The organism is Pontibacter rufus (assembly GCF_015694705.1).
In the GTDB taxonomy this organism is placed as follows: Bacteria; Bacteroidota; Bacteroidia; order Cytophagales; family Hymenobacteraceae; genus Pontibacter; species Pontibacter rufus.
The window spans coordinates 295,592-312,500 of record NZ_JADQDR010000006.1 but is presented as its reverse complement, the minus strand read 5'-3'; the positions used below and the strand labels follow the sequence as shown (position 1 = coordinate 312,500).

Genomic DNA, 16,909 nt, shown 5'->3' with positions numbered 1-16,909 from the left:
GGCAGCAAGGCAGGTTACCCCGGAGAGCAGATGCTTATGCTAAGCCGTATATGGTTGCAGCTAAACTCAAAGGAAATCAACATAGCTAATAACAAAGTTAATGAGGATGAAAAGACTAAGCTGTATACTGATAATGCTGCTTTGGATGACTGCACCAATAACTGCTCAGCACCTGAGCGTAAAAAAATCGTTCAGGCCGGGCGAACTCTGGCTCGATACCGATGGCAAACACATTAATGCGCATGGCGGCGGAATTTTATTCCACAAGGGCAAATACTACTGGTTCGGGGAACACAAAGTAGCAGGCCCTGACGGTAACAAAGCCATGGCCGGTGTTAGCTGCTACTCCTCAAAAGACCTCTATAACTGGAAAAACGAAGGCATTGCGCTTGCTGTTGCGGCAGAAAACAGCGGCTCCGAAATAGAAAAGGGAGCAGTGATTGAGCGCCCGAAGGTTATTTACAACGAGAAAACCAAAAAGTTTGTGATGTGGTTTCACCTGGAGCTGAAAGGGCAGGGGTATAATGCTGCCCGGACAGCCGTTGCCGTTGCAGACAAAGTAACAGGGCCCTATACCTATCTGAAAAGTTTCCGCCCGCATGCCGGAGTATGGCCTGCCAATGCCACCGAGGCACATAAAACGGTGCCTGTTATAGTTAAAGATAATGATCCGGCATGGGAACAGAAGGTGGCGGATGGTGCCCTTTTACAAAGGGATTTTGAAGGCGGGCAAATGTCCAGGGATATGACGCTGTTTGTGGACGACGACGGTACAGCCTATCATATTGCTGCGTCTGAGGAAAACAGGACCCTTCACATCAGCAAGCTGACGGATGATTATACAGGATTTACGGATGAGTATGTTCGTGTATTCCCCGGAGGAAGAAATGAAGCCCCGGCTATTTTCAAAAAAGGCGGTAAATACTTCATGATAACTTCAGGTTTAACGGGGTGGGCACCTAATGCGGCACGCTCGGCAGTAAGTGAGCATATGATGGAGGGATGGAAGCAACTCGGAAATCCTGTTCGGGGAACTGAAGAAGAAAAAAATACTACCTTCTCGTCTCAAAGCACCTTCGTGCTTCCGGTTCAGGGAAAGAAGAATGCCTTTATTTTTATGGCTGATAGATGGCGCCCGAAAAACCCTATAGACGGCCGCTATATCTGGTTACCCCTTATTTTTGAGGACGGCAAACCTGTTCTGAAATGGCAGGAAGAATGGACATTGGACACGCTGATGCAGAAAAATGAATCAGACGATTAAAGATAAGCAGTCAGGACGTATTCAGTTAAACATCTCTCACTATAACAAAGGTATATTATTCTCTGCTACAGCAGCTTCATTTCATTCAGACAGCGCAGGCAAACTCCTGGTTAATTGAGCGTATACTTCTGCTGCATTTACTCCTCCGGCCAGTCCCTGAAAGCTTCTTAAGTAAGAGCGTTATACTTGTTTAGCTCTGACAAGGAGGCATCCTTTGTAATCCGGGATCAGAAAGGCAAGGTTCTCAGTCTAAGGCTATTTGCCGATAGCTTTGCTCTTAAAGCTTCTCCAGCTTCACTTTTACAGCAACTCATTTATACTTAGAAAAGTAGTGACTTGCCCGCGCTGTAGAAATTGCAAGGCCCTTTTTAGCGGCTTTGCAATTTCTACAGCGCGGCTGATCTCATGCGCTACAGATTTTTTATTAAAAAAGCAGATAAGTCTGTCCAAACCTTAAGAATAAGATCTCTTTGTAGATATGCGTGGCTGGAGCTGAGAAGAAAGTATGGCGCAGACGACAGGCACAGACTTCAGCCTGTTAGCTGCCGGGCGGATAAACTGCCGCCGGTATAATTGACACAAGCAGCAGGAAACTACTTTCGGCAGCTTAACCATTCTGGATGGGCAGGACCTTTAAACAGGGCTTTTATAAATAAGGTAATTCTATACTATGGCAAAGCATTTAAAGGCAAACCAATCAGCATTCTAAACTCACTACTACTGAAAAATCAACTAACCAAAACCAATAATAACCTATGCAACACTACTTACTTAAAGAACTGAAATACTTTTTGGTTCTACCGCTATTGTTTTTCACTGTTGCTGCGGCATTCGCGCAGGGGCTGACAGTGCAGGGCAAGGTAACGGATGAGAATGGCACCGGCCTGCCGGGAGTAACTGTTCTGCTGAAAGGAACCACCATTGCTGCCCCTACAGGAGCAGACGGCATGTATTCCATCAATGTGCCATCCGGTAATGGCACCTTAAGCTTTTCTTATATCGGGTTTGAAACACAGGAAGTACCCATCAACAACAGAGCAACCATTGATGTACAGATGGGGGCTGACGCTGAGGCGCTGGACGAGGTAGTGGTGGTGGGCTACGGCACGCAGAAGCGATCCGATATCACCGGCTCGGTAGCCTCAGTGCCAAAAGACAGGCTCTCTAACCTTCCGGTAACAGACCTGACACAAGCCATTCAGGGCACCACGGCAGGTCTGAACATCTCGCAGGGTTCCTCTGTGCCGGGCAGTTCCGGTTCGATGAGAATAAGAGGGATAAACTCGCTTAGTGCGAATACATCGCCGTTTATTGTGGTAGATGGGGCACCGTTTTTAGGGGAAATCAATGACATTAACGCCAACGACATTGCCTCTATCGAGATCCTGAAAGACGCCTCTGCTGTGGCCATTTACGGAACCAGGGGATCAAACGGTGTGATCCTGATAACCACAAAAAGAGGAACAACTGGCAAACCGAGGATCAGCTACAGCGGCTACTATGGGGTGGAGGATATCTCGCACGAACTGACGCCGGGCACCGCAGAAGCATACGTGCAGAAGTATAAGGACTACCTGATTGCCCAGGGGCTGACGCAGACGCAGGTATTGCCAAACACCAACGAGGTGGAAAACTACAATGCGGGCAAAACAACTGACTGGCTGGATATGGCCACCCAACCCGGCAGGATTACAGAGCACAACCTGAGCATCTCCGGCGGGACGGACAACCTGCAGTATTATGTAACAGGCGGCTACCTGAACCAAAAGGGTGTTATCAAAGGGTATGAGTTTCAGCGGGCGAGTATCCGCTCTAACATCGACGCAACATTGACCGACTACCTGAAAGCCGGTACCTCGCTATACTTTGCAGACCACAACTCCGACGGCGGCCGCGCCAACATGCTGCTCGCCACCGCCATGAGCCCCTACGGGCAAGTATATGACGAATTTGGCAAGTATGAGATTTACCCGATGTACCCGGAATTGCTGTTTGCCAACCCGCTGCTGGGCCTGACGACGGACCGGGTGGACAGGAGAAAGTACATTAGCGGCACGGGCTATGTAGAGGTTGCCCCTAACTTCCTGAAGGGTCTGAAATATCGGTTGAACGCCTCTTATACTTATGAGATTGGGCGCCAGGACGGCTACACGGGCCGGCAGGCAAACGATTTGGTAGGTTCTGCTTACGCCAACAACAACGAAACCAACGAGTGGGTGCTGGAGAACATCCTCTCTTATGAGAGAGACTTCGGCAAGCACCACATCTTCTTTACCGGGCTTTACAGCGCACAGGCGACCGATTATTTTGAGTCAGGAGCTTCTGCTAACACGTTCATCAACGACCAGCTGTCCTTCTACAACCTGGGCGCCGGCGAGAACAGGTCCTCTTCTTCCAGAAGTGACAGAACAAGCCTGCTTTCTCAGATGGGAAGAATCAACTACTCTTATGACAGCCGCTATTTGCTAACTTTAACTGCGCGAAGAGACGGTTATTCCGCCTTCGGTGTCAACACAAACAAGTATGCCACCTTCCCGTCCATGGCGTTGGGCTGGAACATTGCCAACGAAGATTTCCTGAAGGACGCCAGCTATATCACACAGCTGAAGCTGCGGTTCTCTTATGGACAGTCCGGCAACCAGGCCATTTCGCCTAACCAGACTTCTACTCTGGAAAACACCGTTCGCTTTCCATTTGGCGGTTCCAGCTCTATTGGGGTGCTGGCCGGAAGGCTTGGAAATGCGGATCTGAACTGGGAGACGACCACCTCCGCCAACCTGGGCCTGGACTTCGGCTTCCTGAACAACAGGATTAATGGTACGATTGAGGTGTACAAGGCCAGAACCGAGGATCTGTTGTTGCTGAGAGGTATCCCTAACATTACAGGCTACTCACAAGTGTGGGACAATCTGGGTGAACTGAAGAACAAAGGCATTGAGCTGACGCTTAATACTATAAACATACAGTCGGGCAAGTTCTCCTGGGAAACCAACTTTAACATCAGTTCCAACAAAAACGAGATTGTGGATCTGTACGGAGACAAGAAAAGCGACGTGGGCAACAGATGGTTTATAGGCGAACCTGTTGGCATTATATACGACTATAACTGGCTGGGTGTGTGGCAGGAGGGCGATGACATTCCGTCTACGATGAGCGCCAAGCCGGGCGACCTGAAGTTTGAGGACGTGAACGGCGACGGCGTGATCAACAGCGATGACGAGATGATTCTGGGTTCTACGCTGCCCAAGTGGTATGGCGGCCTGACCAACACCTTTAACTATGGCAACTTCCATCTGAGCGTGTTCCTGCAGGCGTCGCACGGATCATTGAAAAACGACCCGGACATCTTCTACGGTGATGAGGCCGGCCGCAGAAACATCCCCGCAGAGATCGGTTACTGGACCCCGGAAAACCGAAGCAACGAGTGGCCGTCGCTTAGCTATCGCAACATCGGCTACGGATTCCCGAGAGACGCCAGCTATGTCCGCATCAAAGATGCCAGGCTGAGTTATACCGTTCCGGCCTCTTTCCTGGACAAGTATAACGTGCAGGGGCTGACGCTTTATGCAGCCGGTCGTAACCTGTATACTTTCACCGACTGGATCGGCTGGGATCCGGAGAGCAACCAGTCTTCCAGGGGCTCCGGCGATTGGACAAACAACTATCCGCTGGTCAGATCCATTTCTTTCGGACTTAACCTGGCCCTGTAATCACTACTGTTATAAAATAGCGAAAATGAAAAAGCATATAAAGATATTCGTCTGCGCTTGCATGGGGCTGCAACTGTTTACAGCCTGTGATGATTCTTTCCTGGACGAAGAGGTACTCAGCAACTACGCCCCTTCCACCCTGACAGATGAGGCGGGCTTTGAGGCCTCGCTTATAGGTCTTTACAATCACAACAGCACGTTCTATTCCGTGAGCTGGGCGCAGGGCTGGCCGGCTGTGTGGCAGGTGGGCACCGACATTGTGTGGCCCGTACAGCCGCAGGGCATTGAGGCGCCATACTTTGATTACGGCCGTTTGAACTCCACAGACGGTGCCGCAGATTATACCTGGAACTGGTCCTATACGATGATCAACAATGCCAACATCATCATCCAGAACATCAAAAATCCAGACATTACCAGCATCACAGACGAGAACAAGAGCCGTATTGAAGCCGAGGCACGGTTTTTCAGGGGCTTAGCCTACAACGTTTTGGCTACCGCCTTTGGCGGGGTGCCAATCGTTACCGAGCCGCTTACCGCCCCAAAGACAGATTTTGTGCGGGCGCCGCTGGAGGATGTGAACAGCCTTATTGTGTCGGACCTGCAGTTTGCAGCCGAGAACCTGCCGGACATAGCTGATTTGCCTGCTGACAGGCAGGCCCGGGCCAACAAGTACATGGCCAACCACTTGCTGTCCGAAGTATACCTTCGCACCGGCGATAACGCCAAGGCGGAAGAGCAGGCTGATGTTGTGATCAACAGCGGCCGGTTCAGCCTCATCACCCAGCGTTATGGTCTCAAGGCTAACCAGCCGGGTGACCCTTTCTCTGACATGTTTATCTATGGCAACGAGCGCCGAAGCCAGGGCAACACCGAGGCTATCTGGGTTATGGAGGCGGAGAACCCCCGAAATGTGCCCGGCGGCATGACGGATAACCCGCAGCAGCGCCGTGTCTGGCAGGCTGCTTACCACAACAGGGCTGGCATGGTACCTGCTGATTCACTCGGTGGCAGGGGCGTGGCCCGCATCAGGCTGAACAATTGGGTGCTGTATGACCTGTATCCGGAGGGCGATATGCGCAATTCAGAGTATAACATCAACAGGCATCTCTGGTACAATGACCCAGCCCCAAAATACAGCAACATCTATAAAACGGAAGTGCCTTATGAAGGCCCGGACACTCTTTATATCATCTGCCCTTACACCATGAAATGGGGCCAGTTTGACCCGCTGGACGTGTTCGGCTACGGCATGTGGAAGGACTTTATCCTGATGCGCCTAGGCGAAACCTACTTGTTCCGCACAGAGGCGGAGTTTAAGCAGGGCAAGCTGGAGGAAGCCGCCGAATCCATTAACGTGCTGCGCGACAGAGCCCATGCGCCACACGTAAGTGCCGCGGATATTACGTTAGACTTTATCCTGGATGAAAGAGCACGTGAATTGCTGGCTGAAGAGAACCGCCGTTTCACCCTTATGCGTACCGGTACTTTGATAGATCGTGCGACGCGGCTGAACAACGACGCTCCCATCAATCCGATTACAGGATTGACTGAAAATAACCTGTTGCTGCCTATTCCGCAAAACGAAATTGACCTGAACAAGGACGCGGTGCTGGAGCAGAACCCGGGTTACTAAATTCTGGCTATTCCAGGGTATATAAATCTATAACCTGACTCTGTGTCCGGGAAGTGCCTCTGAAGATTGTTTAGAAGTATTTCCTGAACACAGAGTCAGTACTTTTTAGTTGATTAAGCAACAATGATGTTCTTTAAAGAAAAGGCGAAATTATTAACCACTATTTTACTGCTCCTTTTATTCTGTGTGCCAGACAGCCTGGTGCCTGTGGTAGTGGCGCAAAAAAAGAAACAACCTGGCAGCAGCGACAGGGAGTTATGGCTGCACTACATGGATAAAGTAGCCAGGCCGGTTTTGTCTAACCTGGCTGCGGATCAGCTGAAAGAGACAATGCCCGTAGCCTTGTCTGAAAAGATTGACAACAAGGCTTCACGGGAGAAAGTCGCTTACCTGGAGGCTTTTGGCAGGGTGATGAGTGGCATCGGGCCCTGGCTTAACCTGGAGGGCGGTTCGAAAGAAGAAGTGGCCCTGCGGAACCAGTATCGGCAGTGGGCTTTAAAAGCTGTTGCCAATGCGGTGAACCCGTCAGCTAAAGATTACATGCAGTGGGAAGGAGGGCAGCCTTTGGTGGATGCTTCTTTCCTTGCTTTGGGTTTGATAAAATGCCCCTGGCTGTGGGAGCACCTGGATAGGAAAGTGCAGGAACAGGTGATAACGGCTTTTAAGATTACGCGAAACACAGTTCCGGTTTACAGCAACTGGATTCTGTTTTCAGGTATGATAGAAGCCTTTTTCGCTAACTATGGAATGGACTATGATCCAGTCCGGATAGAGTACGGCATCAGGGAATTCTCGGAGCACTGGTATGTGGGAGATGGGATGTATTCTGATGGGATGAACTTCGCTCTGGATTATTACAACAGCTACGTTATCCAGCCATACCTGGCTACCATCCTGGAGGTTGCCGGCAAGAAGAGCAACAGGTATAAGGGCTATGCGCCTGAATTCGATAAGATCACTAAGCGCTATGCGGAGATACAGGAACGGCTAATCAATACAGACGGCTCTTATCCTGTCATTGGCCGTTCTATAGCTTATCGGGGCGGCGCTTTTCATCACCTGGCGGATATGGCAATGAGGCAACAACTGCCGGAATCTTTGAGCCCGGCTCAGGTTCGGAGCGCCTTAACAGCAGTTATTAACAAGACACTCACTGCGCCTTCCTCCTTCACAAAGAAGGGCTGGCTGAATATCGGTTTGTATGGTTACCAGCCGGATGCGGCAGACTTTTATATCACAACTGGGAGCTTATACCTCTGCGCCACTATCTTCCTGCCGCTTGGCTTACCGGAAACCGATACCTTCTGGTCAGCGCCAGCTGCTCCCTGGACAGCGGTAAAGGCCTGGACAGGACAGGATTTTCCTGCAGATCATGCGCTGGATTTGCATTGATGGTGCTCAACAGGCATTACACAGGGTTCGGGCTGTGAAATTTTGATAGTTACAATAAAGCTTCAGAACTTACATCGGATAAAAAACATAGAGATGGCGTACAGCATTTTGGATAACAGCTACCAATACAAGCAGAAATGTCTTTGTATAGCTTTAAGTATACTCATGTCAGCTTGTGGACAGCAGCTAACGGGCAACTCTTCCCTTAATAGCAAGACCAGCAGCGCTGAAGTTAAGAAGGGTGACGGGAAGTATAGCGCATACTTATTTACTTACTTCACCGGCAACACAAAAAGCGAAGAAGCAATCCGGTTTGCCCTAAGCAATGACGGGTATACCTTCAGAGCGCTGAATAACAACAATCCGGTTGTTGATTCAAAAGACATCAGCTCGACAGGCGGCGTGCGCGACCCGCATATTCTGCGGGGTGCAGATGGAGAAACCTTTTATATGGTGGTGACTGACATGGTGTCGGCCAATGGCTGGAATTCTAACAGGGCCATGGTACTGCTAAAGTCTACCGACCTCATCAACTGGACTTCCAGTGTGGTGAACATTCAGGAGCAGTTCCCCGGCAACGAAAAGCTGCTCCGGGTGTGGGCGCCGCAAACAATTTATGATCCGGAAGCCGGAAAGTATATGATCTACTTTTCGATGAAACATGGCGAAGAGCCGGACAAGATCTATTATGCGTATGCCAACAAAGACTTCACCGGCCTCGAAACCACTCCCAGGCAACTCTTCTATAGTCCCACCAACGGAGCTGCTATTGATGGCGATATTATTTTCAAAGACGGTAAATATCATTTGTTCTTTAAAACAGAGGGCAGTGGCTCCGGAATAAAAGTAGCGACTTCTGACCAACTGACAGGAGGGTATGTGCTGCAGGACAAATATGTACAGCAGACAAAGGACCCGGTAGAAGGGTCCGGCGTGTTTAAGCTTAACAACAGCGAAGATTATATCCTGATGTATGATGTGTATACAAAAGGAAAGTACCAGTTTACGAGGAGCAAAGATCTACAGAATTTCAGCGTCATTGACGAAGATGTAAGTATGAACTTTCATCCCCGGCACGGTACAGTACTACCTATAACCGCAGCGGAAGCGGCCAGGCTGATGAGCAAGTGGGGCACTGCAGACGATGTAATACAGTCGGCCGGGGCGAGCGAACTGAAAAAGACAAATATTGCTTTCGACACTGCTGCACATACATTATACCTGCCCGTAAAAGACGGAACTAACCTGCGGGCGTTTGATCCGGAATTCACTGTTCTGCCCGGTGTATCCGTTACGCCGAAGGGCACGCAGGATTTTACCTCGGGGTCGGTCAACTATACGGTAGCCATACAGGGGCAGGAACCTCATACATATCAGGTAATTGCAAAAGAAGCCCATAACCCGTTGCTGGAAGGCTTTTACGCCGACCCCGATGTAATGTATTCCGAAAAAACAGGTAAGTTTTATATCTATCCCACCAGCGATGGTTTTGACAACTGGTCGGGCACTTATTTCAAAACCTTTTCTTCCGAAGACCTGGTGAACTGGAAAGATGAAGGCGTGATTCTGGACCTGCCCGAAGATGTAAGCTGGGCCAAGAGAAATGCCTGGGCTCCCGCCATCATCGAAAAGAAAATTAACGGTAAGTATAAATACTTCTATTACTTCACGGCTGCCCAGAAAATTGGCGTTGCCGTGGCAGACGATCCCACCGGTCCTTTTGTGGATTCCGGAAAGCCATTAATCGATAAGTTTCCGGAAGGCATTGACAACGGGCAGCAGATAGACCCGGATGTGTTTACTGATCCGGAAACAGGCAAAAGTTATCTGTACTGGGGAAACGGATATATGGCCGGCGCCGAGCTGAATGAAGATATGACTTCCATTAAACCAGGCACAACCAAAATTCTCACGCCTGATGCCACTTTTCGGGAGGGCACCACGGTATTTTACAGGAATGGCACTTATTATTTCATGTGGTCTGAAGACGATACGCGCAGTGAGAACTACCGGGTACGTTATGGCACTTCTGATGCTCCACTGGGGAAGATAAAGGTTCCGGAGAATAATTTAGTTATAGCCAAGGACAAAGCGGCAGGCATTTATGCCACCGGCCACAACTCCGTAATTCAAATTCCTGGCAAAGATGAATGGTACATTGTTTACCATCGCTTTAACTACCCGAAAGGGATTACCATGGGAGACGCAGCCGGTTACAACCGTGAGGTAAGTATAGACAAACTGGAGTTTAACCCCGATGGTAGTATAAAGCAGGTGAAGCCTACCCATCAGGGTATAGAAGCTATCAGTATAAAACAGTAATTGCAGGATAGTATAGGCTTACAAGTGGTGCTGATTTGTGCTCAGATCAGCAGCTTCCTTTCAGTGATTTTACCAACTTAGGAGCTACTACTGCGACAGGTATTTGAACACAATCTATTACATGACTCACAAGGATTTTTATAAGATGCCGCAGTTGGTGAGGCTATTATGCTGCGCCTGCTTACTCGTTACAGCCTGCACAACAGCCCGCCTGTCGGAGCCGACTATTACCACGGTGGCGGATGGCTGGGCAAATAATTCTGTGAACGTGGTGGTGTTCCGTAAGAATTCCCTGGTCACCTTTCAGGACACGCAGTACGCTGCCTGGTATGATGCCGACCGGTTTGTTGTGCTAGCCAAAAGAAAAAGCGGCTCCGATAATTGGGAGATCCGGAAGACAGATTTCAGAGGCAATGCAGCGGACGCCCACAATACCATCAGTATGATGGTGGATGGAGCCGGCTACCTGCATCTTTCCTGGGACCACCACAACAACAAGCTGAACTACGCCCGCAGTGTGAGCCCCGGCTCTTTGCAGATGACGGGTAAAATGCCCATGACGGGCCAGAATGAGAATGTCGTGTCTTACCCGGAGTTTTACAAGCTGCAGAACGGCAACCTCATGTTCTTTTACCGCGATGGCGGCTCCGGCCAGGGCAATATGGTCATCAATAGCTACGACACCAAAACACAACAGTGGACTCAACTGCACAGCAACCTCATTGACGGCGAGGGAAAGCGTAATGCTTACTGGCAGGCGTACATCGACCGGCTGGGCACCATACATGTATCGTGGGTGTGGCGCGAGAGCCCCGATGTAGCCAGCAACCACGACCTGAGCTACGCCCGCTCCAGGGATGGAGGCAAAACCTGGGAAAAATCCAATGGGGAAAAGTATACGCTGCCTATCACAGAAGCTACCGCAGAAAAAGCCTGGGCTATTCCGCAAAACAGCGAACTGATTAACCAGACCTCTATGGGAGCCGATGAAAAGGGAAACCCTTTTATCGCCACCTACTGGCGGGAGGCTGGTTCTGAGGTGCCGCAATATCATCTGGTGTACCACAACAGCAATGCCTGGCAATCGCTTCAACTGGACTTCCGCACAACGCCTTTCAGCCTGAGCGGGGCGGGCACCAAGCGCATACCTATTGCAAGGCCGCAGGTGCTGGTAAAGAATGCCGGAGCCGCAACATCTGTGCTGATGCTTTTCCGGGATGTGGAAAGAGGCAACAAAGCTTCTGCAGTTGTTATTGATAAGCTGGCAAACCCGAAGTGGAATATTGTTGACCTGACGCAGGAGTCGCTGGGCTCCTGGGAGCCAACGTATGATACAGAGCTCTGGAAACAAAAGGGGATACTAAACCTGTTCGTGCAAAAAGTCGAGCAGGTAGACGGCGAAGGCCAGGCCAATATTCCACCCCAGCCCATACAGGTGGTGGAGTGGAAACCTACCTTTTGATGAAAGAAATGCTATACTTATACTATAGATCAAGATAAAAGAAAACGATAACCTCAGTATTATACTTGCACATGAAGATCAAAACGTCTGCTTATTTCATGCTATGGATGGTGTTACTCAATGCATGCGCAACCCCCACAGTAACCAAATCCAGGAATCCGCTGATACCCGAATCGAAAGAGGCTGTTATCAACGTCATCAACAAAGCCAATACCTACTGGCAGAAAACGAACCCAAACCCCGGACGGGCCTTTTGGGATGTTGCCGCCTACCATACCGGCAACATGGAAGCTTACAAAGTAACGAAGAACGAGGAGTACAAAGACTACTCTGAAGCATGGGCGGAGCAAAACCAATGGATGGGAGCCAAGTCTAACGACAAGGCAAACTGGAAGTACTCCTATGGTGAGGATGACGAGCACGTGCTGTTTGGCGACTGGCAAATCGCCTTCCAGACGTACATAGACTTGTACAACCTGGACAAAGTGAAGGATAAGAAAAAGATAGCCCGCGCCAGAGAGGTGATGGAGTACCAGATGAGCACACCCAACAACGACTACTGGTGGTGGGCCGACGGCCTGTACATGGTAATGCCCGTGATGACGAAGCTCTATAAAGTAACAGGCAACGAGCAGTACCTGGAGAAACTATATGTGTACTACAGCTATGCCGACTCTGTGATGTATGACCCGGAAGAACAGCTCTATTACCGCGATGCAAAATATATTTACCCGAAGCACAAAAGCGCCAACGGTAAAAAGGATTTCTGGGCGCGTGGCGATGGCTGGGTGTTTGCCGGCCTGGCCAAAGTGCTGCAGGACTTGCCGAAGAATGCCCCGCACCGGGAGTTCTTTGTTGAGAGATACAAAGGTATGGCAGAAGCCATTGCCAAATCTCAGCAGCCGGAGGGCTACTGGACCAGAAGCATTTTAGATCCGGCGCATGCTCCGGGACCGGAAACAAGTGGCACAGCTTTCTTTACCTATGGCCTGCTTTGGGGCATCAATAACGGCTACCTGGACGAAGAGAAATACCTGCCAGTTGCTGCCAAAGGATATAGTTACCTGACTACAGTAGCTTTGCAGCCTAGCGGCAAAATAGGCTACGTGCAACCAATCGGGGAAAGAGCTATTCCGGGACAGGTAGTGGATGTTAACTCTACATCAGGGTTCGGTGTGGGTGCGTTCCTTTTGGCAGCCTCTGAGATGTATCGCTATGTAGCTAAAAACTGACGCTGAACAATATTGATGCACTGCCGCATTTTATGTGGTCTTCTCAAAAAAACGGCCCATTACCATACTTAAGTATGGTAATGGGCCGTTTGTGGACTCCAGATTGAAGTTCTTCAACATCTTTGTGCTGAGCTGCTTCAAGGGCTAGGGGCAGGCGCCCTATCGCATTTTGACGGTTTTGTTCTTTTGGGGTAAAGCAAACCGTTTTCGGGCCATTCTTCTGTTTCTTTTTCCTTCACCTCTTCAAGATAGTTATTTCGCATATAATGCCCTCAAAACACTCTTGCTGCCATACTTATACTAAATTGAAATAAAGAAGACGTAAGTATTTCTAAACCCGGTAGGTTTTAAAATCTACCGGGTTTGCTTTACCAATCAGTCTCTTTTGTTAATATACTATTACAATTAGGTAAGCTAATGAAAAACCGGCTAAATGTTATTAAGTACTTTGCTCACTGAAAGTTATAACAGTTACTTCAAAGGTTTTTCATATGAAAGCATCCCGCCTTTTGCGTGTCACTGCCGTTGCTTATATGATTGTGAGCGCATTTTTACCTGCATTCGGCCAGAAGAAAGCAACGCATACTTCTTATCAGAACCTTGCTGTTGTTGCCACTCCTTCGAGTTCTGCCCGCTACGGTCCATCTTTAGATGCGCTGAATGACGGCCTTATGGAAACGAATACTGAAAATATGCGCGGAGGTCGCAAGCCCAGAAAGCGCACGATGCTGTGGGTGCAATATGAATGGACTCAGCCTGTCAGCACAAAAGAGATTGCAGTATATTGGTGGAATTACAACAACGGCATTCGCCTGCCCGAAGCATATGGGGTGCAGTATTGGGATGGTAAAAGTTTTGTGCCGGTTAGAAATGCCGCGGGGCTTGGCTTGATTAATAAACAGTTAAACACAACAACTTTTGATGAAATAAAAACAACAAAGCTGCGATTGCAATTAGATTCAGCTGACAGGGGATCGGCTGCGGTTCTTGAATGGGTCGTGTTAAAAACTGATAATTCGCCGGCTTACCCACCGGTGGTTACCGCCGGAGTTGATCGCGACGTGATGGCAGGCGGAAGAACATATCTCACGGGCGAGGTTAAGTCTGTAACACCGGTCGATAAAGTATTATGGAGCAAAGCATCAGGGCCCGGAGAAGTCGAATTCAATAATTCCAGTCTGAAAGAAACTACCGCTCTGTTTTCCACACCCGGCGATTATGTTCTCACATTAGCCGCAACAGAAGGTAAACGGAGTTCTTCGTCTACCTTAAAAGTCAGGGTGCATCAGCCGCCTACGGCCCCACGTCTTGATGTAGTATACACCAGGCGTTATAAAATCGATAGCAAATTGTGGAGTGACAGGGCTAAGACCATGATCGTAAACTGGATACCTCATTGCATCGATATGATTAACCGGACTGATCTTACGACAGGAGAAGGCGGTATTGATAATTTCATCGAAGCGGGTAAAGCCTTGCGCGGGGAACCACACGCTTCGCATAAAGGGTATGTTTTTTCTAATGCCTGGGTTCATCAGACCGTTGAATCCATGTGCGAGGCGCTGATGGTTGATCCGCAGGGAGATAAGGAAATAATTGCGGCGCAGGAAAAAATGAAGAAGACCATTGACGAGTGGATTCCCATCATTCTGGCTGCTCAGGAGCCTGATGGTTATTTGCAGACAGCCTATACGCTTCGCGATACAGCCCGGTGGCATGACAAGTGGTCGCCGGAAAACCGTGGCAATCATGAAGGCTATACTGCAGGTTATTTCATAGAATCGGCGATCAACCACTACACCCTTACAGAGGGCAAGGATAAGCGGCTATATAATGCTGCAAAGAAGCTGGCCGACTGCTGGGTTGCCAACATAGGACCTGGCCCGGTTAAGAAAGCGTGGTATGACGGTCATCAGGAAATGGAGCAGGCGCTGGTGCGCTTCGGCCGTTTTGTGAACGACATGGAAGGCAAAGGCAGCCACGGAGACAGTTACATAAGCCTTGCCAAGTTCCTGCTCGATAACCGCGACAATGGCAGTGAATATGATCAAAGCCAGGTACCGGTACAGCAGCAGTACGAAGCAGTAGGGCATGCGGTGCGGGCTACCTATAACTACTCGGGTATGGCTGACGTTGCGGCAGAAACAGGTGATATAGATTACCAAAGTGCGGTAATGTCGCTGTGGAATAATATGGTGAACAAAAAATATTATTTAACAGGTGGTATCGGAAGCGGTGAAACTTCTGAAGGCTTCGGGCCAAACTATTCTCTTCGTAACAATGCATACGCTGAGTCGTGTTCGAGCGCTGGTTTGATTTTTTTCCAGTACAAAATGAACCTCGCTTACCATGATGCGAAATATGCCGATTTGTATGAAGAGACCATGTATAATGCGCTCTTGGGCTCATTGGATCTTGAAGGTGAAAATTTCTTTTATACCAACCCGCTCTCTTCTTCGCAGGCGCGCTACAAATGGCATGTTTGCCCATGCTGCGTAGGTAACATCCCGAGAACGCTGCTAATGATGCCTACCTGGACATATGTGAGAGGGAATGATGGCTTGTATGTAAATATGTTTATTGGCAGTACAATCAAAGTTGATAAAGTTGCAGGCACAACCGTTGAAATGGTTCAAAAAACCAACTACCCGTGGAGCGGTAACATTTCTATGACTGTAAATCCTGAGGAATCGAAGGAATTCACCATTTATGTTCGTGTTCCTAACCGTATGACGAGTGAATTGTATACTCCTACTCCACAAGTTAGCGGGCTTACATCACTGGAAGTGAACGGGAAGCCTGTAACTCCGGAAATTGAAAAAGGATATGCCATCATCAGGCGTAAATGGAAGAAGGGCGATAAGATTGATCTGGTATTGCCAATGGAAATTCAGAAAATTACAGCCAGCAATAAAATTGAGGCAGATAAAGATAGGGTTGCCCTGCGTTATGGTCCGTTGGTGTATAATGTTGAAACAGCTGATCACCAGGATATTAGTAAGTCCATTGGCACTACGCCACTATCTCTGGAATGGCGCGGCGATTTATTGAGAGGCGTTATGACTATTAAGGGAACGTGGGCCGACGGAACCCCACTTGTGGCAATACCTAATTATACTCGTCTCAACCGCATCGAACCGACTGCGTTACCTCAATATTCAACTGATAAAACTCCAAGCTCAATTGTATGGATAAAAAAATAAAGAACACGTTGCGGTAGTACATGATATGCCCATGAGGTTAACCGAAACTTCTACTATGATTATAAAGCAACAATCATAGTAGAAGTTTATAGCTGTCAGCAATTCCTTTGTTATACTTATCCGGCAATTTGGTGCTAAAGAAGCTGGTTTCTTCCAATATCGCCCGGGCACCCCGCCATATCGACGAGATCTTTACAAAAATTATAATACGGCAACGAGCTTATTAAATTAATAAAACGCTGTCTCTGTACCTTAAACGATAGGCGTAAAACATCCTCCGGCTACATGGAGGCTTCTTGTAAATTGTTGCAACAATGATGTTATTCCGTCAATTATTAACACAGCCTGATGCCTGCTTTTTCTGCAAACACTATCATGTATTCCGGATGCAGCTGAACGAATATAATTGAAAGAGTGCCTCCTTGATGCTTTGAAGGCCATTATCCAGCCTTTTGTTCCCTGTTTTATACTTCATAGATTAAAAGTAGCTACAAAATGACCAAAATGTTAATATAGTATTAGGAATAGCTAACATTAATGAATTTGCTGGTAATTTTCTTTACTACTTTAGCATAAGTTAATAAGGGTTACAATAACACTTATTCCGTAAGATATTCATCTGACTTTTAACTGCCCTCAAGTGATGAGTGCAGGCTTATAAAAGGCAACAGAACCGAAGGACAAGGCG

Annotated in this window: 8 protein-coding genes; all 8 read left to right on the top strand. The window is 48.6% G+C overall.

Annotation, left to right across the window (positions count from 1 at the left end):
• Nucleotides 1-145 precede the first annotated feature (145 nt).
• The gene (locus I2I11_RS12335) at nucleotides 146-1,264 is read left to right on the top strand and encodes a glycoside hydrolase family 43 protein (RefSeq protein WP_230680196.1); all 1,119 of its coding nucleotides are present in this window, start codon (nucleotides 146-148) and stop codon (nucleotides 1,262-1,264) included.
• 755 nt (nucleotides 1,265-2,019) lie between these two features.
• Nucleotides 2,020-4,974 (top strand): SusC/RagA family TonB-linked outer membrane protein, encoded by a 2,955-nt coding sequence (locus I2I11_RS12330; protein ID WP_196268001.1) that lies wholly within the window; start codon nucleotides 2,020-2,022, stop codon nucleotides 4,972-4,974.
• Nucleotides 4,975-4,999: 25 nt separating this feature from the next.
• Nucleotides 5,000-6,610 carry a RagB/SusD family nutrient uptake outer membrane protein gene (locus I2I11_RS12325; RefSeq protein ID WP_196268000.1) on the top strand — a complete coding sequence of 537 codons (1,611 nt, stop codon included), beginning with the start codon at nucleotides 5,000-5,002 and terminating at the stop codon, nucleotides 6,608-6,610.
• 123 nt (nucleotides 6,611-6,733) lie between these two features.
• Complete coding sequence (locus I2I11_RS12320; RefSeq protein WP_230680193.1) at nucleotides 6,734-8,002, top strand: DUF2264 domain-containing protein; 1,269 nt, start codon at nucleotides 6,734-6,736, stop codon at nucleotides 8,000-8,002.
• 165 nt (nucleotides 8,003-8,167) lie between these two features.
• The gene (locus tag I2I11_RS12315) at nucleotides 8,168-10,324 is read left to right on the top strand and encodes a glycoside hydrolase family 43 protein (protein WP_196267999.1); all 2,157 of its coding nucleotides are present in this window, start codon (nucleotides 8,168-8,170) and stop codon (nucleotides 10,322-10,324) included.
• A gap of 121 nt (nucleotides 10,325-10,445) precedes the next feature.
• Nucleotides 10,446-11,786, top strand: coding sequence for a BNR repeat-containing protein (locus I2I11_RS12310; protein ID WP_230680189.1), 1,341 nt, complete (start codon nucleotides 10,446-10,448; stop codon nucleotides 11,784-11,786).
• Nucleotides 11,787-11,857: 71 nt separating this feature from the next.
• The gene (locus I2I11_RS12305) at nucleotides 11,858-13,018 is read left to right on the top strand and encodes a glycoside hydrolase family 88/105 protein (RefSeq protein WP_230680186.1); all 1,161 of its coding nucleotides are present in this window, start codon (nucleotides 11,858-11,860) and stop codon (nucleotides 13,016-13,018) included.
• 491 nt (nucleotides 13,019-13,509) lie between these two features.
• Nucleotides 13,510-16,221, top strand: coding sequence for a glycoside hydrolase family 127 protein (locus I2I11_RS12300; RefSeq protein ID WP_196267998.1), 2,712 nt, complete (start codon nucleotides 13,510-13,512; stop codon nucleotides 16,219-16,221).
• The last annotated feature ends 688 nt before the right edge of the window (nucleotides 16,222-16,909 follow it).

Coding starts and splice junctions, on each gene's coding strand:
- I2I11_RS12335 (WP_230680196.1), top strand. CDS start 146: ATGACTGCACCAATAACTGCTCAGCACCTGAGCGTAAAAAAATCGTTC.
- I2I11_RS12330 (WP_196268001.1), top strand. CDS start 2,020: ATGCAACACTACTTACTTAAAGAACTGAAATACTTTTTGGTTCTACCG.
- I2I11_RS12325 (WP_196268000.1), top strand. CDS start 5,000: ATGAAAAAGCATATAAAGATATTCGTCTGCGCTTGCATGGGGCTGCAA.
- I2I11_RS12320 (WP_230680193.1), top strand. CDS start 6,734: ATGATGTTCTTTAAAGAAAAGGCGAAATTATTAACCACTATTTTACTG.
- I2I11_RS12315 (WP_196267999.1), top strand. CDS start 8,168: ATGTCAGCTTGTGGACAGCAGCTAACGGGCAACTCTTCCCTTAATAGC.
- I2I11_RS12310 (WP_230680189.1), top strand. CDS start 10,446: ATGACTCACAAGGATTTTTATAAGATGCCGCAGTTGGTGAGGCTATTA.
- I2I11_RS12305 (WP_230680186.1), top strand. CDS start 11,858: ATGAAGATCAAAACGTCTGCTTATTTCATGCTATGGATGGTGTTACTC.
- I2I11_RS12300 (WP_196267998.1), top strand. CDS start 13,510: ATGAAAGCATCCCGCCTTTTGCGTGTCACTGCCGTTGCTTATATGATT.